Genomic DNA, 19,776 nt, shown 5'->3' on the forward strand with positions numbered 1-19,776 from the left:
CATAAAAAAGCCGCAACCTGAGTTGCGGCTTTTCTGTTTTACGCGGGAATCAGTGAGCGAACAGCGAGTTGCCCTTCTGCCCCGCCAATTTCTCCGGCTTGATCAGGAACCGTGCCAGTGCCGGCAACAGCCACAGTGCACCGAACATGTTCCACAGCAGCATGAAGGTCAGCATCAGGCCCATGTCGGCCTGGAACTTGATGGCCGAGAAGATCCAGGTGCACACGCCGATGGCCAGGCACAGACCGGTGAACAATACCGCTTTACCGGTGGACTTCAGGGTCTGGTAGTAGGCTTCTTGCAACGGCAGGCCGGCACGCAGGAAGCTTTCCAGACGGCTGTAGATGTAGATGCCATAGTCCACGCCTATCCCCACCCCAAGCGCCACGACCGGCAAGGTCGCGACTTTGACGCCGATGCCCATGAAGGCCATCAGGGCGTTGCCGAGCACCGAGGTCAGTACAAGCGGCAGCACGATGCACAACGTCGCCGCCCAAGAGCGGAATGTGATCATGCACATGACCGCCACGCAGATGTAGACCAGGATCAGGATGGTCAGTTCGGACTTCTTGATCACTTCGTTGGTGGCCGCTTCGATCCCGGCGTTACCGGCAGCGAGGATGAACTCCAGGTTTTCGGTGTTGTGCTCCTTGGCGAATTCCTGCACGGCATGCACCGCACGATCCAGGGTTTCAGCCTTGTGATCGTTGAGGAACACCAGCACCGGTGCCAGCGAGCAACTGTTGTTGTACAGGCCATCGGCACGGGCAATCGAGTTGTTCAGCACGTCCGGGTTGCGCGACAGGGTTTCCCACTTCAGGTTGCCCTCGTTCATGCCCTTGATCATTTGCTTGGACACGGTCACCAGGGAAATCGCCGACTGCACGCCCTCGGTGTTCTGCATCTTCCACATCAGCTCGTCGATCGGCGCCATGGCTTCATAGCGCGAGCAGCCTTCAGACTTGGTCTTGACCATCACCACCAAGACATCGGAACTGGTGGAGTAATTGCTGATGATGAAGTTGTTGTCCTTGTTGTAGCGCGAGTCCGGACGCAGTTCCGGTGCGCCTTGGTCAAGGTCACCGATCTTCAGGTTCTGGCTGCACCAGAGACCGCCGCCGAACGCGATCAGGGCCAGGGCGATCGACACCGGGGCCACTTTCGGGCTGGCGAAGTTCGCCAGCAGGCGCCAGAACGGATGCTCGCGGGTCGCGTCTTTCTTGCTGCGGGCCACGGCACGTTTGCTGATGCCGACGTAGGAAATCGCTACCGGCAACAGGATCAGGTTGGTGAACACGATCACCGCCACGCCGATGGACGCGCCGATGGCCAGTTCACGGATCACACCGATGTCGATGATCAGCAGCGTGATGAAACCCACGGCATCGGCGAGGATCGCGATCATCCCCGGCAGGAATAACTGGCGGAAGGTGCGACGCGCTGCGGTCAGGGCGTTGTCGGCCTCACTGGATTGCAGGGCAATACCGTTGATCTTCTGCACGCCGTGGGAAATACCGATGGCGAAGATCAGGAACGGCACCAGCATCGAGTACGGATCAAGCCCGAAACCGAAGAAGTGCATCAACCCCAACTGCCAGATCACCGCCACCAGCGTCGTGCTCAACACTGCCACGGTACTGCGCAGGCAGTTGGTGAACCACAGCAACAGGATCAGGGTAATGACGAAGGCGATTCCGAAGAACATCACCACCATCACCAGGCCATCGATCAGGTCGCCGACTTTCTTGGCGAAACCGACGATGTGGATCTTGACGTTGGGGTTCTGCGCTTCGAACTTGTTGCGGATCTTGTCTTCGAGTTCATGGGAGAACTTGCGATAGTCCAGCGCCAGCAACTTGCCCTGGTCCTGCGGGTCCGGATAGGACTCCAGCAGCGGGATATCGACAATGCTCGACTTGAAGTCATTGGCCACCAGGCGCCCGACCTGACCGGACTTGAGCACGTTGTTGCGCAGCAGGTCGAGGCTGGCCTGGGAACCGTTGTAGCTCTGCGGGATCACTTCACCGCCGGCGAAGCCTTCCTCGGTCACTTCGGTCCAGCGAACGCTCGGACTCCACAGTGACTTGAGGCCGGAACGATCGACGCCAGAGATGTAGAACACCTCGTCGTTGATCTGGCGCAGGGTCTCCATGTATTCCTTGGAGAAAATGTCACCGTCGGTGGCTTCCACAGAAATCCGCACGGTGTTGCCCAGGTTCGCCAGATCGTTGCGGTGCTCCATCATCTTCTGGATGAAGGGATGCTCCAGCGGGATCATTTTTTCGAAACTGGTGGACGGCCGGATCAGCGTCGCCTGCCAGAACAGGAAAATACTGACCAACAGGCAGATGACAATCACTGCCGGGCGGTTGTTGAAGATCAGGCGCTCAAGGAGTGTCGCCTTTTCCTGGTGGTGAGTACTCAAGGAAGTCATAGCTGCGCCTTCTTATTATTAACCCGGTTCACTTGCCCGATTCGGTGCCATTCGGCGAAGTGACGCGAACGCCGCCCTGTCCTGCCAGAACCAGATTGCCATTGCCTGCTGCCGTGACCGCCGAGACGGAAATGCGATCCGCACGGTTGACCACTTTGAAGGATTCGCCATCGTCGCCGCTGCGAATCACCGAACCGCCGTTACCGACGATCACGATGGAACCATCTTCGAGCAGCGTGCCACCGGACAGGCCAAACTCCAGGTCACCACGTTCGGCCTTGAGTTCGACTTGTTCCCAGTTACTACCGAAATCGGTGGAGCGATACAGATTGCCGCGCAGGCCATAAGCCAACAGCGTAGAAGGTTGTGCGGTGCCGATCACACCAAAAAGCGAACCTTCGTACGGGCCTTCGAGTTTTTCCCAGGTCTGGCCCCCATCGGCGGAGCGGAACATGCTGCCCTGCTCACCGACGATGAACAGACCGGAATCCTTGACCGCAGCGATGGCGTTGAGGTGGAACTGGTCTTCGTTGTCCAGGCGATCACTGACGTCTTCCCAGTGTTTGCCGCCGTCAGTGGTTTCCAGCAGCGCACCGTATGCGCCCACGGCAAAGCCGCTGTTGACGTCCTGGAACCAGACATCGAGCAGCGGCGATTCGCGTTTCAGATCTTCGAATTGCTTGGTCCAGGTGACGCCGCCGTCCTCGCTGGCGAGGATCTGCGCGTCATGGCCGACGGCCCAGCCGTGTTTGTCATCGACAAAAAACACTGAGGTCAGCAGTGCCCGGGTCGGCACCTTGGCTTGAGTCCAGGTTGCGCCCTGGTCATCGGAATAGAGAATGTGCCCGCGATCCCCGACCGCCACCAGACGCTTGCCTGCGTGGACGACATCGAGCATCAGGCTTTTGCTGGCCTTGGCCGATTCAATCGAATAAACAACGTCGGATGCCGGCGCGGCCGCGGCCAGCGCAGGTGCTGACAGCATGGCAGAGCCCAACAGCGAGAGCGCTGTAGCCAGCAACGCGAATTTGCGTAATGCCGGCGGGCGGCAGATACCCACACCCATGACAGGCTCACTCATAGACCTTCCCCCATTATTATTGTTAGGTCGTTCAACCTTTCTGGGCGCCGCAAGGGTGCTGACCGGGATCACCTGTTTCAGAGCATAGTCCTGAAACCCGCAATCCAGAGCCCCTTCGGAAGCTGGCTTATCCTATCGGTGTTTTTGAAGGGCTGACAATCGACGGCACGTTATGTTTTGTTAACCGGGGGCGTATGTGTTTTTGCTGAATGGTTGGGTATTAGGTGGGGTGATTGGGTTTTTGTGTTCGGTGTTCGGTGTTCGGTGTACATATCCATTTCTGCGGTAAAGGCCGCTGGCGGTTTCGCTCTTACAGCGACTCACTTTTCCAAACGCCGGAGTGCCGGCCCAGCGAAAAGTAAGCAAAAGGCTTTGCCCCAGCGAGGGGCCGGACGTTCGGGGCGAGACCTTTTGGTTCCTTTTGGGGCGTTTGCCAAAAGGGACTCGCCACAAGGGCGAAACCATAAGCCGCCGTTACCGAAGCAACGGATATGTACTCAATCAGCCAAGGCCTTGGTCGGCCCAAAGGCCGCCAAGTCCAAAAAAGCCAAGATCAAGCCAAACTCTTGCTAACCACCTCAAACACATCACTAGACAACTGCCCCGAAGCCCGAATCCGCTCCAGCTCCCCTTTCATCAACGCCTGACGAGCATCGTCATACTTGCGCCAGCGGGTCAAAGGCGCCAATTGGCGAGAAGCAATCTGCGGATTAAACCCGTTCAGCTCAATGACCAGATCCGCCAGGAAGCGATACCCGGAACCATCCGCCGCATGGAAGTTGATCAGGTTCTGCCCGGCAAACGCACCGACCAGCGCACGCACTTTGTTCGGGTTCTTGATGTTGAACGCCGGGTGCTGCATCAACTGACGAACCCGTTCCAGACCACCCGGCAACACACTGCCGGCCTGAACGCTGAACCACTGGTCCATGACCAATGGATTGTCCTTGAAGTGCTCGGCGAAGCTCGCCAGTGCCTTGGCTTTTTGCTCTTGGAACGGCGAATTGACCAACACGGCCAGCGCAGTCAGGCGTTCGGTCATGTTGTCGCACGCATCGAACTGCTCCAGCGTCGCGGCCAGCACTTCCGGTTTGCCGCTGAGCATCAGGTACGACAGCGCAATGTTCTGCAAGGCACGACGGGCAAAGTGCTCGGCTTCGGCCACGTATGGCGTTTGTTTGGACAGATCACGGTTGGCCTGATAACGCAGCCACAAGCCTTCGAACAACGCGTCCGCCAGTTGCTTGCGGGCAAATTCGCGGGCGGTGTGGATGGCGTCGACTTCCGCCACTTCGCTGATTTCGGTCAGGTACGCTTCGCTTGGCAGCGAAAGCATTTCGGCGACCATTGCCTGATCCAGCGACTCATCGGACAGCACGGTGCGCAAGGCCGAAACCAGGCGCTGATCCAGCACCAGCGCTTCGCCCTTCTGCTGCTGGGCAATCAATTCTTGCAGCACCTGCACCGACAGTTGCTGACCTGCATCCCAGCGATTGAAACCGTCGCTGTCATGCTGCATCAGGAACATCAACTGGTCGCGGTTGTACGGGAAGCTCAGTTTCACCGGTGCGGAGAAACCACGCAGCAACGACGGCAGCGGGTGTTCAACGATGTCGACGAAGGTGAAGGTTTGTTCGGCTTCAGTCACCGAGATCACACGGGTGATGCCCTGGGCGGCGGCTTCACCGGCCAGGCGCAGGGCAATCTCGTTACCTTTGCTATCAAGCAAGCCCAGTTCGACCGGGATCACGAACGGCAGCTTTTCCACTTTATCTGGGGTTTGCGGGCAGCTTTGACGGAAGGTCAGGCTGTAGGTTTTTGCCGCTGCGTCGTAGGACTCGCTGACCGCCAAACGCGGCGTGCCGGCCTGGCTGTACCAGCGTTTGAACTGGGTCAGGTCCACGCCATTGGCGTCTTCCATGGCCTTGATGAAGTCATCGCAAGTCACAGCTTGGCCGTCGTGGCGTTCGAAGTACAGGTCGCTGCCCTTACGGAAGCCTTCGGCGCCAAGCAAGGTGTGGATCATGCCGACCACTTCCGAGCCCTTTTCGTACACGGTCAGGGTGTAGAAGTTGGAAATCTCGATAAAGCTGTCCGGGCGCACGGCGTGGGCCATGGGGCCGGCGTCTTCGGCGAACTGGTGGGTACGCAGGTAAGCCACGTCCTGGATGCGCTTGACCGTGGCCGAGTTCATGTCGGCGGAGAAATGCGAATCGCGGAACACGGTAAAGCCTTCCTTGAGCGACAACTGGAACCAGTCGCGGCAGGTCACGCGGTTGCCCGACCAGTTGTGGAAGTATTCGTGGGCGACGATCGCCTCGACCCGCTGGTGCGCGGCATCGGTGGCGGTTTCGGCGCGGGCCAGCACGGCGCTGGAGTTGAAAATGTTGAGCCCCTTGTTCTCCATGGCGCCCATGTTGAAATCGTTCACGGCGACGATCATGAAGATGTCCAGATCGTACTCGCGACCGTAGACCTCTTCGTCCCAGCGCATGGATTTCTTCAGGCTGTTCATGGCGTGCTGGCACTTGTCGATGTTTTCCGGCTCGACATAAATGCGCAGCGCCACGGTGCGGTCGGTCATGGTGGTGAAGGTGTCTTCGACACACCACAGATCACCGGCCACCAGCGCAAACAGGTACGCCGGCTTCATGAACGGGTCTTCCCAGGTCGCCCAGTGCCGGCCGTCTTCACCGGGACCGCTGGCAACCGGATTGCCGTTCGACAGCAGCACCGGATAGCTGTGCTGCTCGGCGACCACGGTGGTGGTGAACTTGCTCATCACGTCCGGGCGATCAAGATAATAGGTGATTTTGCGGAAGCCTTCGGCCTCGCATTGGGTGCAGAACATCGTGCCGGACTTGTACAGGCCTTCCAGCGCCGTGTTGGTTTCCGGGTGGATGCGCACGCTGGTGTCGACCGTGAACGTGGTGCTGGTCGGGTGCAGCGTCAGGTGGTTTTCGGTCAGTTGGTAGTCAGCTTCGCTCAGCTCGCGGTCGGCCAGGGTCACCGACAGCAGGTCGAGTTGCTGGCCGTCCAGCACCAGCGGCGGCAGGCCCGGGCCACGCTCGGGGTTGCGGCGCATCACCAGTTGCGCGTGGACCAGGCTGTGGTCCTCGAACAACTCGAAGGTCAGGTGTGTTTCGTCAATCAGGTACTCGGGCGCCTGATAGTCCTTGAGGTAGATCATCTTCGGTTGTTCGGTGCGCATGCTGGAGTCCTTACTGATGCACGGCGAGCTGGTAGGCCGTGTACTTACGAATATTGATCACGCCGGTGTCGAAGATCAGGTACTGGCCCTTGATTCCCATCAGCGTGCCTTCGGCAATCGGCTGCTTGTCCAGGTTGAAGCTGACAATCTTGGCCGGGTATTGCTCGACCGGATAGCGGATTTCGAGCGGTTCAACATCGGTAATTGTCTGGATTGCTTGTAGGCCAAATCGTTCCTGCAATGTTTTCAGGCCATCGGCGCAGCTGTCGAACAACTGGTCGCGCACCTGCGGTAGATTCACCGACACCGCATCGCCCTTGAGCAAGGCGCGCCAGTTGGTCTTGTCGGCCACCTGACTGCGGAACAGGTCCTCGACGAAACCCGATTGCTGGCGGGTCGCGACGCGCATGATCGGCAAGGCCTGACTGGCGCCCTGATCGATCCAGCGCGTCGGCAACTGGGTGGCGCGGGTGATCCCGACTTTCACCCCGGATGAATTCGACAGGTAGACGATGTGATCGGTCATGCAGAACTTCTCGCCCCACTCCGGCTCCCGGCAAGTGCCGGCGTCGAAATGGCAGCGTTCCGGGCTCATGATGCACACGTCACACTGGGCCAGTTTGGTCATGCACGGGTAGCAGTAACCCTGGCTGAAACTGGTTTTGGTCTTGCGCCCGCAATGGGTGCAGTGGATCGCACCCAGGTATTCCAGGCGCACCGTGGTGCCGATCAACGGATTGACCGGAACTTCGGTGTCGCCCAGGCGAAATGCGTATTGCACGTTCGGCCCGTCCAGGCGCGCCGACATTTTACTGATTGCACCGCGGCCAATCTCGATCAATGGATGGCATCCGACTTGAACAGGATATTCGGCACCTGAATCGATTTTGAGCTGCATTCTTGCGGGCCCATGTAACCCGTGCGCTCTTCCTCGGGCAGGTTCTGGATTTCCCAGGCAATCATCGCTTGCAGCGACAGTTCGCGCTGTTCGGCGGTGAGTTTGCCACCGTCGGACCATTTACCGATTTCCACCGCCAGTTTCAGGCTCTGGTAAATGTCCGGGGTGATGTTCTTGATCATTTCGTTAAAAGAGGACATGGGGTCTCCGTCTCTTTATTGCATGTTCTGAAATTAGGCAGCCAGTTTACGGCGGTTGTACAAACCACCCAACAAACCGGTCAAGCATCCGACGAGCAACCCGCTGACATGGGCCGCGTTGGCGATTTCGCCGAAGCCAATCATCGAGACCAGCCCGGACAGGCACAGCAGCAGCCAGACCAGCATCATCACCAGCACGCCTCGGGGCAGGCGATAGGCGGGGTTTGGCGCCAGCAATTGAAATATCCAGCAGTGCCCAAGCAGGCCGTACAGCACGCCGGATAATCCGCCAAACAGGCTCGGGCCACTGAAAACGTATTGGGTGTAGTTGGAAACCAGGCTGAACAGCAAGGTCAGACCGACCAGATTGATGCTGCCCTGGCGCGATTCAATGCGCCGCCCCAGTTCCCAGTACCACATGCCGTTCATGGCCAGGTGCAGGATGCCGAAGTGGATCAGCATCGGTGTGACCAGACGCCACCACTGCCCCGCCGCCAGGCTATCGGCCAGTGGTGTGAAATGGATGTATTCACCGACGATGCGAAAATCAAGGAAGGTCAGCCAGCGCATCGTGTTGAGGTTGTCGCCGAGCATCGTCAGCGCACCGACCAGCACGCTCAGCAGCAGAATCGCAGCAGTTGCCTTGGCATAGCTCACCTGCTCGACGAAACCCGGGCGCTTCCTGGTTTGTGTCACCGGGATGTCCAGTTGCAGGTCGGGATCGCCCGCGGGAAAACGTTCGTACAAGGCGCGCACGTCTTCGCTGATGTTGTCCGGCACCCACAACACCTGCTCGCCCGACTCTTCGCTGACCCGATGCGGCACCTGCATGCGTTGCAGCAATTTGACGAAGCCGCTCAGGTCCACCGCCAGCGGCAGACGCAATACCGCCACAGAACTCATTGCAAAACCTCCGGTCGCTCGACATCGACCCAGACAAATTTATGCGGATCGAGCCGCGTTTCCTGATCCAGCCGATAGGCGACCAGTTTGCCGTAGAGCACGGCGCTGTAATCCAGACACGCCAGGTTCGGACGGATTGGCGCCGGTTTTCCGCTGCGCCAGTAGTGGCCGACGAACAGCAACGGCTCGTCGCTACCGTAGCGCAGCAAGCTGTTCTTTTCCGTCGAAGTCAGGGGCGTCCGGGCTACCGGCTCAGGCAAGGCATCTGGCTGAAACACGATATCCCCGTAGGTTTTCGGGTCGTCTTCCCAGAACTTGGTGCGGAAGAACGAACGCACCAGGCCATCGCCACTGGTCATGGTCAAGCCATGAGGCAGGCGCATGTCGGTGCCACGCAGCAGGCGGTCGAACACGGTGCAGGCAAAAGAGCCTGACTCGGCCGAAGCCTGGAGGAAATGTTCGTCGATACAACCGTTGGGGAACAACGCCCGCAGCGGTTCGATCAGACCGGCGTCCCAACAGGCATGCACCACGCGGAAACGCCCGGCATCGAGGAACAGCGGCAGTTCATAGAACCACTGCTGGAAGTCATGCCAGTCACCCGGATGGTGTTCAAATTGGGTCAGGGTTTCATGCAGCAAACGGGCATGGCGCGGCGTGTGTTCGCGCACGAACTGCTTGCCGCTGCCGGGAAGTGCTGGCGTGGCCCAGCCCAGTGCGTTGAATTCATGGTTGCCCATGATGCACAGCGCCTGACCGGCCTCGACCATGTCGTGGACGATGTGCAACGCCTCGCGAATCCGCGGGCCGCGGTCGATGATGTCGCCGACGAACACCGCCATGCGCGAGGCATGGCGCCAGACGCCACCTTGTTTGTGATAACCGAGCCGGTCGAGCAAATGCTCAAGGGTCAGAGCGCAACCGTGCACGTCACCGATCAGGTCGTAGCTACGCGCGGGATCGAGCATCAGTCGCCTCCACCACCCAACTTGCTGCCCCAGCCGAGCTTGGTCCGGCAGACTTCGTAGTAGTTGTGGTCGAGCGGATGGATCAGCCGCAATTTCTGCGCTTTCTTGCTGACGGTGATGGTGTCACCGGGCGCACAGGTAAAGTGGTTCTGGCCGTCACACGAGACTTGCGGGTAAATCTGCATATCCTTGGACACGACGATTTTCAGCTCACTGTTGCCATCGACCACAATCGGCCTGCCCGACAAGGTATGGGGGTACATCGGCACAATTACAATGGCGTCGAGCTTGGGATGCATGATCGGACCACCGGCGGACAGCGCATACGCCGTCGAACCGGTCGGCGTGGCAACAATCAGGCCGTCGGCCTTCTGGCTGCAGACGAACTGACCGTCGATGTACAGCTCGAATTCGATCATCCGCGTCGATTTACCGGGGTGCAGCACCACATCGTTCAGCGCATCGCCCTGACCGATGGCCTCGGCGTGACGACGGACTTCGGCCTGCAGCAGGAAGCGGTTTTCCACCAGATAGTGGCCGTCGAGCACTTCGGCGACTTTGATTTCCAGCTCGTCGGGGCGGATGTCAGTGAGGAACCCGAGGCTGCCACGGTTGATGCCCAGCACCGGAATATTGTGCTTGGCCAAGGCCCGGGCGGCGCCCAGCAGGCTGCCATCACCACCGACCACAATCACCATGTCACAGACTTCGCCGAGCATCTTGCGCGAAGACGTTTGCAGGCCGTGGCCCGGCAGGACTTCGGCGATGGTGTCTTCGAGGATCACGTGCAGGTGACGGTCGAGCAGAAAGCGTTTCAGTCGGCGGACGGTATCCAGCACTTGAGAACTGCCGAGGCGTCCGATGATGCCGATATTACGAAATTGCTCCATGGGGCTCCTGCTGGGAATCTGTGCGCGACGAAAAACACGATTATGGGTGAAAGCTGCGGATAGACAAAATCCTTTCAGCGCCAAGGATGTACTCCTGTTTGAGGCTATGCTCGCAAGATGATCCTATTTCCAGATTTGCTGCAGTTGCCCCACCAGTTGCGCCACCCCGAGGTGCGCGACCTGGCGTGGGTCATCCTCGCGCCGCCGATGCTCGCCGACACGCCGTGGCCGCAACGCCATCCGCTGGCCGGCAGCGACTGGGTGCAGGCACCGGAGCACCTGGAACACTGGCTGCGCCGACTGGATCAGGACAGCTACGGCCTGCTGCACTGGCTGGCCCAGGCCCGCACCCGGCGACTTGGCCTGTATTACGAACGCCTTTGGCAATTTGCCGTGCAGCATGCGCCCGGCATCGAACTGATTGCCGCCAACATGCCGATCCGCCGCGAAGGCCACACGCTGGGCGAACTGGACATGCTGCTGCGCGATCGCGACGGTGTGCATCACCTGGAACTGGCGATCAAGCTGTATCTCGGCCCGCAGCAGGGCGACGGGCACGACGCCGCGCAATGGCTCGGCCCCGGCTGCCATGATCGGCTGGACCGTAAACTGGCCCATCTGAGCGAGCATCAGCTGCCGATTTCGGCGCGCCCGGAGAGCCGCGAAGTGCTGGCGGCGCTGGATATCCGCCAGTTCAGCGCGCATTTGTGGCTGGGGGGTTACTTGCTTTATCCATGGCCGGGACCGGCGGCGTCTCCCCGTGGCGCACACCCGCAGCATTTGCGCGGTCGCTGGCTGCATCAAAAGGACTGGCCGGATTTTATCGAACAAAGCCCGCCCGGCCACTGGCAACCCCTGCCCCGCCATGCCTGGCTAGCGCCGGCGCACTACACCGCGGAGCACACTTGGGGCGCCGAACAACTGAAAGCATGGATGGCTGACCTCGACCCGTTGGCACCGGCACAATTACTGGTTCGACTGACGGAAAATGCCAGCGGTGACTGGGAAGAGGCCGAGCGGCTGTTTCTGGTGGCGGATCTTTGGCCGAATGTGCCGGGGCAAGGTTGAGCAAGGAGTTGAATGAACTACCGCTATCGCGAGCAGACTCGCTCCTACAGGGGAATGCATTTCAAATGTGAGGGAGCCTGCTCGCGATAGGGGCGACCCGGTCTAGAGGGACAACCGCACAGCCAGCGCTGCCAACGTCGCCAGCAACACCGGCACCGTCAACACGATCCCGACTTTGAAGTAATACCCCCAGCCGATCCGAATGTTCTTGCGCTCCAGCACATGCAGCCACAGCAACGTCGCCAGACTGCCGATCGGGGTGATTTTCGGCCCCAGGTCACTGCCGATGACGTTGGCGTAGATCATCGCCTCTTTCACCACGCCCGTTGCCTGACTCGCATCAATGGACAACAACCCGATCAGCACCGTCGGCAAGTTGTTCATGATCGACGACAGCAACGCGGTCAATACGCCGGTGCCCATCGCCGCGCCCCAGACGCCGTATTCGGCAAAGCCGTTGAGCCAACCTGCCAGATACCCGGTAAGTCCGGCATTGCGCAGGCCGTAGACCACCAGGTACATGCCCAACGAGAACACCACGATATGCCACGGCGCTTCTTTCATCACTTTGCGCGTGGAAATCTTTTGGCCGCCGGCCGCGATGGCCAACAACAAGGCAGCGCACACCGCTGAAATCGCGCTGATGGGAATGCCCAACGGCTCCAGCGCAAAACAGCCGAGCAACAGAATCACCAGCACCACCCAACCGGCATAGAACGTCGCCTTGTCGTGGATTGCACTTTCAGGGTGCTCCAGTTGTTCGGGATCGTAAGCCTTGGGAATGTCACGCCGGAAAAACCACATCAGCATCGCCAGAGTCGCGGCCACACTCACCAGATTGACCGCAATCATCACCGCCGCATAACGGTTGAAGCCGATGTTGAAGAAGTCTGCGGAAACGATGTTCACCAGGTTCGACACCACCAGCGGCAGGCTCGCAGTGTCGGCGATGAAACCCGCGCCCATGACGAACGCCAGGGTCGACGTCCTGGAGAAACGCAACGCCAATAGCATGGAAATCACGATGGGCGTGAGGATCAGCGCCGCGCCGTCATTGGCGAACAACGCCGAGACCAGCGCGCCAAGCAGCACCATATAGGCAAACAGCTTGCGCCCGTTGCCTCGCCCCCAACGGGCCACGTGCAGCGCAGCCCAGGCAAAAAAACCGGCCTCGTCCAGCAACAGGCTGATGATGATCAACGCGACAAAGGTGCCGGTGGCGTTCCAGATGATCTGCCACACCAACGGAATGTCAGTCAGGTGCACCACACCAAAAATCAGCGCCAGCACTGCGCCGAATACCGCGCTCCAGCCGACGCCGAGGCCTTTGGGTTGCCAGATCACCAACGTGATGGTCAGCAGGAAAATCAGTGACGCTACGAGCATTCAGGGCAACCTTGAAAAAAGAAAGACGGGCCGCCCCGGAACTCGCAGCAGCGACCCGTCACAACCGAATCACATGCCCCTCGATTGGCGGGACCTGCCCATGAAACAAGCGGGAAACCACGGCTTGCGCCGCTTCATAGCCGTGGCTCTCTTTCACCTCCAGCAACGGTCGTTCGCTGGCCGTCACTTTTTTGAAAAACTGCAGCAAGCCCTCGCCGATATGCTGGCTGACCCCTTCCGGCCCCCAATCTGCATTACGTTTGCGTATCTGGATCGGCGCAAAAAAGAACACCGGCTGCGGTCCCTCGATCGCCGTCAGCCGCGCTTCATGGGTGCTTTGCGCGGAGCCGGCGAAGCAACTGTAAATCAACTGTCCGGCAAAATGCTGGTGCACACTGTCTCGCAAATCAAGGTTGCCGGAAAAATCCACGTAAAGCGTTCGACGGTCGTTGGGCAGGCTCGCCAGTTCCTCGTACGACACCGTACGCTCGTAACAATCCAGACTCTCGACAAAGGCTTTGTTGCCGGCCGAGGTCAACCCCACTCTTTCCAGATCTGGGTGATTTCCCAAGCAGACGGCAGTGCCGTAGGCGGTTTTGCTCGATGCACTGGAAAACACCAGCCGAGTCGCACCGAAGAACTGCTTGTCTTGCAGGAAGTCGGCAAGCATCGAAGATGTCAGGAACAATGGCTTGAGCAAAATCTGCAGGTGCTCGGTATCGGGGCTGTAGTACGTGTCCCAACTGCAGCGGGTGTACTGGTTATAGGCCGACGTCAAACCTTGCCGGTGTTCGGCGCCGTCGTAGAAACCGCGCTCGGTCACCCGTTCCGGGCGCATCCACAGGTGGCTGGCAATCGGGAAATAGCCGTAGAAGCGCTCTCCGACCTTGATGCCCGGGACATCCGACGCGATGACATCGGCAAAACCCCAGGCCGGTACGTGGCCCCATTCCGCTAACCCGGTAGGAAAGAAGCCCCAGTAGTTCATAGAATTGCCATAAGCGGCGTAGGTAATGTTGTTGGTGGTCAGCGCGCAACGGTCAATCTTCAGAATGACTTCGCCCGCGGCGGGAACGAAACTGCGCGGAATCTGCTCGATGCGGCTTTGGTCCAGGGCATCTTTACGGGTAATCAGCCGTGTTACCGTGCTTGTGATTTGCATCCTTCAATCTCCTGCTGCGACACAGTGGCGGGTAGCACCAGCGTAGTGGCCGCCGATGAAGAACGGGTTCGGAAACAGCAAGGGCCGGTTGCCCACCCTCAATCCCCGTGCAAAACCGCTGAAACGGCCGACTCAGGCCCGGGCGATTTTCACCGTCGATGCGATTTATGACGCATTTGTTCGGATTTGGCTGCGAGACGGCTGGTCAGGCCTGACCACCCGCGAGGTGGCACTGGAAGCAGGTGTTGCGATCGGCACACTCTACGACTACTTCCCGAGCAAGGAAGCCCTGCTGTCGGGCTACATCCGCCATCGACTGGATATCCTGCTACAGGAACTGGATGAATTTGTCGTACAAGCCAACGACCAGGACTGGCCAACCCGGATCAAGCGTCTCATTCGCCTGACCTGCAACCCCGACGATGAGCGCCAACCCTTGTTCAACCACGCCGTGCTGCTCATCGAACACCAGATCGCCGAGCCCAAGCATCATCGAAGAGTGTTCGATGAGCTGACACAAAAATGGCGTGAAGCCTTCGCGGCCTGTGGCGACCTGCCAGCCCACCCCTCAGCAGCAACCATAGATGCCTGGGTAATCATGGCCTGGGGCGGCCGCCGGTATTGCGTGACCGCACAACCGGCGGCGGCACAAACCGCCGCCTGGTTGTCGGAAATGGAAACGATGATCAGTAGCCGACTGGCCAGCGCTCCGTAGCCTGGAGCGCTGGAAAACCGCAATCACATCTTTTTGTGTTGCTCGACCCACTGCCCGTAGGCATTGATGAAACTCTGCAGGAACGGCTTGACCGATTCCGACAGCTTGCCTGCCTCATCAAACGCCGAACCGGCTCCGCCCAGATAGGCTTCCGGTTGCTGCATCAACGGCACGTTGAGAAAAACCATGGACTGGCGCAAGTTGTGGTTGGCGCCGAATCCGCCAATCGCACCCGGCGATGCACTGATCACCGCTCCCGGCTTGCCGCTCCAGGCACTCTTGCCATAAGGGCGCGAGCCCACGTCAATAGCATTCTTCATAGGCGCCGGCACCGAACGGTTGTATTCCGGGGTCACGAACAGCACCGCGTCGGATGAACTCACTTGTTGTCGGAAAGTGCTGTAGGCTGCCGGCGGTGAATCACCATCGATGTCTTCGTTGTAGAGCGGCAAATCGCCTATTTCGACGATAGTGAGTTTGAGGTTGGCCGGCGCCAGATCAGCCAGGGCCAACGCAATCTTGCGGTTGATCGATGCTTTGCGCAGGCTGCCGACCACAACGGCGACGTTATAGACATTGCTCATGGAAGACTCTCGATTGTCCGTGGGGGGAGCCTGTAGTTATAGATGATCGGACGACGGTTCAACCAGTGAACTCAGGTATATCTGCGTCCTGATTATTTTTTTTATGTAGGAAAACTTACCGTGCTCGATGGCGGTCTACAAAGCCGCAAATCAAGCGTTTTATCTCCAGAGGTTCTAAGCAGATGGCAGCAGTACTCGTCGGTCAGTTCCATGCAAGAGACGCGGAAGGCCGCATTTATTCCGTGCATGAGTTCCACGACTCCACCCCGTCGGCAGGTTCGGCGCCTGTTACCACCTACAAACTGGCCATTGGCGATCGCGTCAACAAACTCGATGAAAACGAGTTTCAACTGGTGCAAACCGGCGTCACCCTGACCCGTGAACCGGAAACGAACGTCGTTTCATAACTCGATGTTATGAGCAGAAGTCATATGCGCGGACTTGGGTTAGGATTCAGCCACTGACTCCTTCACCTGCTGAACATGGACTTCACGCATGCGCTTACGCCATATCGAAGTGATCCAGGCGCTCCTGCAGACCGGTCACCTGGGCACCGCCGCCGAATGGCTGCAGTTGCCGGTGACCGAGGTCGAGCGCATTTTGCGCGACGCCGAGGATCAGTTGGGCTTCATGCTGTTCTCCAGCGTGCGCGGGCGCTTGCAGGCGACGCGCGAGGCGCGGGAGTTGCAGGTCGAAATCGCCCATGTCTACGACGCGCTCGAACCTGTGCAGCGTCTGGCCAACAGCCTCAAGCAATACCTCGCCCCTCCATTACGTATCATCTGCACCCCGCCGCTGGCCCAGCAATTGTTGCCGCAAAGCATTGCAGCACTGCGTCGACGCGTGCCCGATGCGCCTTGCACCCTTCTCAGCCAACCCACCCGTGACATCGTCAAAAGCCTGTTGCTGCGCGAAAGCGATCTGGGCCTGAGCCTGCATGATCCGGATCGTGCCGAGATTGATTGCCAGGTGATTGCCCAGGGCAAACTGCAACTGCTGGCGCCCCATGGCTGGCTGCAACCGAAACAGAAATACATCTCGCTGCAGGATCTGGCCGGTCAAGCGATGGTGGGCCTGGACGGTCATGACCCGCTCAGCCCGGCCCTCGAGCATAAACTGCACGCGCTGCGGCCGGCACCGGTGATTCAGACCCGGGTCCAGACCCATCAAATGATGCGCAGCATGGTCGAGGCCGGTGAAGGCCTGGCCATCGTCGACCCTTTCACCGCCCTCGGCGCCAAATCCGCCGGGCTCGATGCCTGCCCGCTCGCCCCCGCCGTTCCAATCAGCGTCTACGCCCTGACGTTGAAAAATGGCGAGCCTTCGCCCGCCGTCCAGACCTTGCTGGCAATCATCACGGAACAAGCCGCGGCGATGCTGGGGAACTGATCGGGTTTTCCAGTGCGTTATCGAACACGCGATACCAGAACAGCGCCACCTCGGCAGTATTGGGGTCGATGCCGCGATAGCGCATGTGGTCGATGCCGCCGATCACGTAACCGCACCGCTCATACAACCGGCACGCGCCAAGGTTGTTGTTCTGGGTTTCGAGCATGATGCCCGGCAGTTTTTTCTTGCGGCTCCAGAACTGCGCCACCTCCAGCAACGCCTTGGCCACGCCATGGCGTCGCGCCGGGGCATGCACGGCCAGTTCGTCGATGTGGGCGAAGCCGTTCCAATTGGTGCTGATCACTAGGTGGCCGACGGGTTCGTCATCCAGATAGGCCATGAAAATCGCACTGTCGGTGGCGTCACGAAAACTGCTGAACTCTTCAGGATCGATGCCATAGCATTTGCGGTAAGGCGTGATCGGCATGACCGGCCATTGCGCCACCGGCTGGCCTATTTTCGGCGCCCCGTAGACGGCGACTTCGAAACTGAAATCACTGCCCCAGATATAAGCGGCAAAACCTTCGTCGGCAACACGCACCGACAGCCCTGGATGATTTGGATTCATGACCGGTTGCATACTGGGAAAGGTCCTCATTCCTTGATGCAATCGACGGTGTAGTGCCGCCCACTGCCCTCGTCTTCATGTTGCAATCCGTGCACATCGGCGACGAACCCCGGGAAACTGCTATCGAATGTGCGAGCAAACGCCAGGTAGTCGATGATCGAGCGGGTTGACTCGGTAAAACGTTCACCGGGCATGATCAACGGAATGCCCGGAGGATACGGCACCAGCATCACGGCCGCGATCCGCCCGTCCAGAGCATCGATCGACACCGCCTCGACTTCGCCGCGCACCAGGTAATCATAGGCGTCCGCCGGCTTCATGGCGATTTCCGGCAGTACCGTGTACATGCGCTTGAGGTGTTTGGCCGTGGCATTGCTGCGATAGCAGGCGTGCAGTTGATCGCACAAGTCGCGTAGGCCCATGCCTTGATAACGCGCCACATTCTGCTGCGCCACGCACGGCAGGCAGTTCGCCAGACTGACATTGGCGTCGTAACTGCGCTTGAACTCCAGCAACTCGGTCAGCAGCGTGCTCCATTTGCCCTTGGTGATGCCCATGGAGAACAGCACCAGGAACGAATACAACCCGGTCTTTTCCACCACCAGCCCGCGCTCCCAAAGGAACTTGCTGACCACCGCCGCCGGAATTCCACGCTCGCTGAGTGCACCCCCGGCGGTCAAACCCGGCATCACCAGGGTGACCTTGATCGGATCGAGCAATACGTAATCGTCGGTCACGTCGCCGAAGCCGTGCCAGTCATCCTCCGGCTGCAACAGCCAGTCGTCAGTCACAACCCGGTCGATACCTTCCACCGACGGCGGCTGCCAGATAGAAAACCACCAATCATCCGCCGCGATGTGCTGACGCAGATTGGCCAGCGCCCGGCGAAAGCTCAAGGCTTCGTCGAACATTTCCTGCAACAGCGAACGTCCGGCCCCGCCCTCCATCATCGCCGACGCAACGTCCAGCGAGGCGATGATGCCGTACTGCGGCGAGGTGGAGATGTGCATCATGAACGCTTCGTTGAAGCGGTCACGGTCCAGTTGCCGGGCGCCACCGTCCTGCACGTGAATCATCGATGCCTGGCTGAATGCCGCCAGCAGTTTGTGAGTGGAATGGGTGGTGAACACCAACGGGCCATCGTCACTGCGGGACGTGCCCATGCCGTAACGCCCGGCGAAAAACTCATGGAACGCCGCGTAGGCGTACCAGGCCTCGTCGAAGTGCAGCACCTCGACACTGTTGCCCAGTTGTTGCTTTATCAACTCGGCGTTGTAACAGAGGCCGTCATAGGTCGAATTGGTCACCACCGCGAGCTTGACCTTCGGTGCCCGGCCTTTGGTCAGCGGACTGGCATCGATCTTGGCCTTGATCGCCTGCGGGCTGAATTCGCTCAGGGGAATCGGGCCGATGATGCCCAGCTCATTACGCTCCGGGCACAGGTACAACGGAATGGCCCCGGTCATGATGATCGAGTGCAGCACCGACTTGTGGCAGTTGCGATCCACCAGCACCAGGTCATCACGCGCCACCATGGAGTGCCAGACGATCTTGTTGGCGGTCGAGGTGCCGTTGATGACGAAGAAGGTATGATCGGCGCCGAAGTTGCGCGCCGCCCGGGCCTCGGCTTCCGCCAGTGGCCCGGTATGATCCAGTAGCGAGCCGAGCTCCGGCACCGAGACCGACAAGTCCGAACGCAGGGTGTTTTCCCCGAAAAACTGGTGAAACGCCTGCCCCACCGGGCTCTTGTGATACGCCACGCCGCCGCCATGCCCAGGGGTGTGCCAGGAATAATTGGAATCGGCAGTGTGCTGCACCAGCGCCTTGAAGAATGGCGGCAGCAGCCCGTCCAGATACTTGCGCGCTGCCCGCGCCACCTGCCGCGCCAGAAACGGCACGGTGTCCTCGAACAGGTAAAGAATCCCGCGCAGCTGATTGAGCTCGGCCATGGCGTCGGCGGGCGCGTTTTCCAGGGTCACTTGCTCGCCGAGGGCGAAGATCGGCAAATCCGGCGCACGCACACGCGCCAGACCGATCAACTCGGCCATATTCTGTAATAAATGAGAATGGGCGCTGGCGTCTTCCGCGGCGATCAGCATGCACGAGAGGCCGTGATGCGTCGACGCGACCAGGCGCCCTTCGGTGTAATCCATCGCCGAGACGATGCTGAAACCTTCCTGTTCCAGCTCCCGGGCGATACCCCGCACGCGATCGCCGGCGACAGTGTCGGCCTTGATGTCGCGATGGACAATCAGGACCGGGAATTTCAGATCTTTGTACATGAGGCTCAGTGTCCCGAAGCGGCAGACCAGAGCCTGC

The 19,776-nt window shown here is 59.5% G+C and carries 17 protein-coding genes; 4 read left to right on the forward strand and 13 right to left on the reverse strand.

Annotated features, from left to right (window positions below):
* Positions 1-49: 49 nt before the first annotated feature.
* The 8 genes from ACNYC6_RS01915 to ACNYC6_RS01950 all read right to left on the reverse strand — a co-directional run bounded on the left by ACNYC6_RS01915 (position 50) and on the right by ACNYC6_RS01950 (position 10,585).
* Positions 50-2,434: an efflux RND transporter permease subunit gene (locus tag ACNYC6_RS01915; protein ID WP_419710825.1), complete on the reverse strand. Its 2,385-nt coding sequence runs from the start codon at positions 2,432-2,434 to the stop codon at positions 50-52.
* Between the two features lie 28 nt (positions 2,435-2,462).
* Positions 2,463-3,515, reverse strand: a complete 1,053-nt coding sequence (locus ACNYC6_RS01920) for a WD40/YVTN/BNR-like repeat-containing protein (protein WP_419710826.1) — start codon at positions 3,513-3,515, stop codon at positions 2,463-2,465.
* Between the two features lie 553 nt (positions 3,516-4,068).
* Positions 4,069-6,726, reverse strand: coding sequence for an aminopeptidase N (gene pepN / locus ACNYC6_RS01925; protein ID WP_419710827.1), 2,658 nt, complete (start codon positions 6,724-6,726; stop codon positions 4,069-4,071).
* A 10-nt stretch (positions 6,727-6,736) separates the two neighbouring features.
* Positions 6,737-7,567, reverse strand: coding sequence for a DUF2797 domain-containing protein (locus ACNYC6_RS01930; protein ID WP_419710828.1), 831 nt, complete (start codon positions 7,565-7,567; stop codon positions 6,737-6,739).
* A complete protein-coding gene (locus tag ACNYC6_RS01935) occupies positions 7,564-7,824 on the reverse strand; it encodes a YeaC family protein (RefSeq protein ID WP_056855543.1) in 261 nt (86 codons plus the stop codon). Before ACNYC6_RS01935 ends, ACNYC6_RS01930 begins: the two co-directional genes overlap by 4 nt.
* Positions 7,825-7,857: 33 nt before the next feature.
* A complete protein-coding gene (locus ACNYC6_RS01940; protein ID WP_419710829.1) occupies positions 7,858-8,727 on the reverse strand; it encodes a rhomboid family intramembrane serine protease in 870 nt (289 codons plus the stop codon).
* Positions 8,724-9,698, reverse strand: coding sequence for a metallophosphoesterase (locus tag ACNYC6_RS01945; RefSeq protein ID WP_419712896.1), 975 nt, complete (start codon positions 9,696-9,698; stop codon positions 8,724-8,726). The genes ACNYC6_RS01940 and ACNYC6_RS01945 overlap by 4 nt, the downstream gene beginning before the upstream one ends.
* Entirely contained in the window at positions 9,695-10,585 is an 891-nt protein-coding gene (locus ACNYC6_RS01950) for an NAD(+) kinase (protein WP_011333623.1), read from the reverse strand. The genes ACNYC6_RS01945 and ACNYC6_RS01950 overlap by 4 nt, the downstream gene beginning before the upstream one ends.
* 117 nt (positions 10,586-10,702) lie before the next feature.
* On the opposite strand from ACNYC6_RS01950, the gene ACNYC6_RS01955 reads away from it, so the two are divergent.
* Positions 10,703-11,653 carry a DUF1853 family protein gene (locus ACNYC6_RS01955; RefSeq protein ID WP_419710830.1) on the forward strand — a complete coding sequence of 317 codons (951 nt, stop codon included), beginning with the start codon at positions 10,703-10,705 and terminating at the stop codon, positions 11,651-11,653.
* Between the two features lie 102 nt (positions 11,654-11,755).
* Here ACNYC6_RS01955 and ACNYC6_RS01960 read toward each other — a convergent pair whose 3' ends face one another.
* Complete coding sequence (locus ACNYC6_RS01960; protein ID WP_419710831.1) at positions 11,756-13,039, reverse strand: arsenic transporter; 1,284 nt, start codon at positions 13,037-13,039, stop codon at positions 11,756-11,758.
* A 58-nt stretch (positions 13,040-13,097) separates the two neighbouring features.
* Complete coding sequence (locus tag ACNYC6_RS01965) at positions 13,098-14,201, reverse strand: DUF2855 family protein (protein ID WP_419710832.1); 1,104 nt, start codon at positions 14,199-14,201, stop codon at positions 13,098-13,100.
* Between the two features lie 55 nt (positions 14,202-14,256).
* On the opposite strand from ACNYC6_RS01965, the gene ACNYC6_RS01970 reads away from it, so the two are divergent.
* A complete protein-coding gene (locus tag ACNYC6_RS01970) occupies positions 14,257-14,916 on the forward strand; it encodes a TetR/AcrR family transcriptional regulator (protein WP_419710833.1) in 660 nt (219 codons plus the stop codon).
* A 23-nt stretch (positions 14,917-14,939) separates the two neighbouring features.
* Here ACNYC6_RS01970 and ACNYC6_RS01975 read toward each other — a convergent pair whose 3' ends face one another.
* Entirely contained in the window at positions 14,940-15,500 is a 561-nt protein-coding gene (locus ACNYC6_RS01975) for an NADPH-dependent FMN reductase (protein WP_419710834.1), read from the reverse strand.
* A gap of 182 nt (positions 15,501-15,682) precedes the next feature.
* Between ACNYC6_RS01975 and ACNYC6_RS01980 the strand changes: the two genes are divergently transcribed.
* Both ACNYC6_RS01980 and ACNYC6_RS01985 read left to right on the forward strand, forming a co-directional pair.
* A complete protein-coding gene (locus tag ACNYC6_RS01980; protein WP_419710835.1) occupies positions 15,683-15,907 on the forward strand; it encodes a hypothetical protein in 225 nt (74 codons plus the stop codon).
* Positions 15,908-15,995: 88 nt separating this feature from the next.
* Complete coding sequence (locus tag ACNYC6_RS01985) at positions 15,996-16,889, forward strand: LysR substrate-binding domain-containing protein (RefSeq protein ID WP_419710836.1); 894 nt, start codon at positions 15,996-15,998, stop codon at positions 16,887-16,889.
* Here ACNYC6_RS01985 and ACNYC6_RS01990 read toward each other — a convergent pair.
* Positions 16,855-17,469, reverse strand: coding sequence for a GNAT family N-acetyltransferase (locus ACNYC6_RS01990; protein ID WP_419710837.1), 615 nt, complete (start codon positions 17,467-17,469; stop codon positions 16,855-16,857). The two genes, ACNYC6_RS01985 and ACNYC6_RS01990, sit on opposite strands and share 35 nt — an antisense overlap.
* Before the next feature lie 14 nt (positions 17,470-17,483).
* On the reverse strand, positions 17,484-19,739 hold the full coding sequence (locus ACNYC6_RS01995; protein WP_419710838.1) for an Orn/Lys/Arg decarboxylase N-terminal domain-containing protein: 2,256 nt from the start codon (positions 19,737-19,739) through the stop codon (positions 17,484-17,486).
* Positions 19,740-19,776 lie beyond the last annotated feature (37 nt).

Origin of the sequence: Pseudomonas sp. NFX224, assembly GCF_048565165.1 — a bacterium.
Lineage (GTDB): Bacteria > Pseudomonadota > Gammaproteobacteria > Pseudomonadales > Pseudomonadaceae > Aquipseudomonas.

Bases quoted from the DNA above. Each gene is read 5' to 3' on its own strand.
- ACNYC6_RS01975 (WP_419710834.1), bottom strand. From the start codon at position 15,500: ATGAGCAATGTCTATAACGTCGCCGTTGTGGTCGGCAGCCTGCGCAAA.
- ACNYC6_RS01955 (WP_419710830.1), top strand. From the start codon at position 10,703: ATGATCCTATTTCCAGATTTGCTGCAGTTGCCCCACCAGTTGCGCCAC.
- ACNYC6_RS01950 (WP_011333623.1), bottom strand. From the start codon at position 10,585: ATGGAGCAATTTCGTAATATCGGCATCATCGGACGCCTCGGCAGTTCT.
- ACNYC6_RS01935 (WP_056855543.1), bottom strand. From the start codon at position 7,824: ATGTCCTCTTTTAACGAAATGATCAAGAACATCACCCCGGACATTTAC.
- ACNYC6_RS01915 (WP_419710825.1), bottom strand. From the start codon at position 2,434: ATGACTTCCTTGAGTACTCACCACCAGGAAAAGGCGACACTCCTTGAG.
- pepN (WP_419710827.1), bottom strand. From the start codon at position 6,726: ATGCGCACCGAACAACCGAAGATGATCTACCTCAAGGACTATCAGGCG.
- ACNYC6_RS01920 (WP_419710826.1), bottom strand. From the start codon at position 3,515: ATGAGTGAGCCTGTCATGGGTGTGGGTATCTGCCGCCCGCCGGCATTA.
- ACNYC6_RS01985 (WP_419710836.1), top strand. From the start codon at position 15,996: ATGCGCTTACGCCATATCGAAGTGATCCAGGCGCTCCTGCAGACCGGT.
- ACNYC6_RS01970 (WP_419710833.1), top strand. From the start codon at position 14,257: ATGAAGAACGGGTTCGGAAACAGCAAGGGCCGGTTGCCCACCCTCAAT.
- ACNYC6_RS01990 (WP_419710837.1), bottom strand. From the start codon at position 17,469: ATGCAACCGGTCATGAATCCAAATCATCCAGGGCTGTCGGTGCGTGTT.
- ACNYC6_RS01940 (WP_419710829.1), bottom strand. From the start codon at position 8,727: ATGAGTTCTGTGGCGGTATTGCGTCTGCCGCTGGCGGTGGACCTGAGC.
- ACNYC6_RS01980 (WP_419710835.1), top strand. From the start codon at position 15,683: ATGGCAGCAGTACTCGTCGGTCAGTTCCATGCAAGAGACGCGGAAGGC.
- ACNYC6_RS01960 (WP_419710831.1), bottom strand. From the start codon at position 13,039: ATGCTCGTAGCGTCACTGATTTTCCTGCTGACCATCACGTTGGTGATC.
- ACNYC6_RS01965 (WP_419710832.1), bottom strand. From the start codon at position 14,201: ATGCAAATCACAAGCACGGTAACACGGCTGATTACCCGTAAAGATGCC.
- ACNYC6_RS01995 (WP_419710838.1), bottom strand. From the start codon at position 19,739: ATGTACAAAGATCTGAAATTCCCGGTCCTGATTGTCCATCGCGACATC.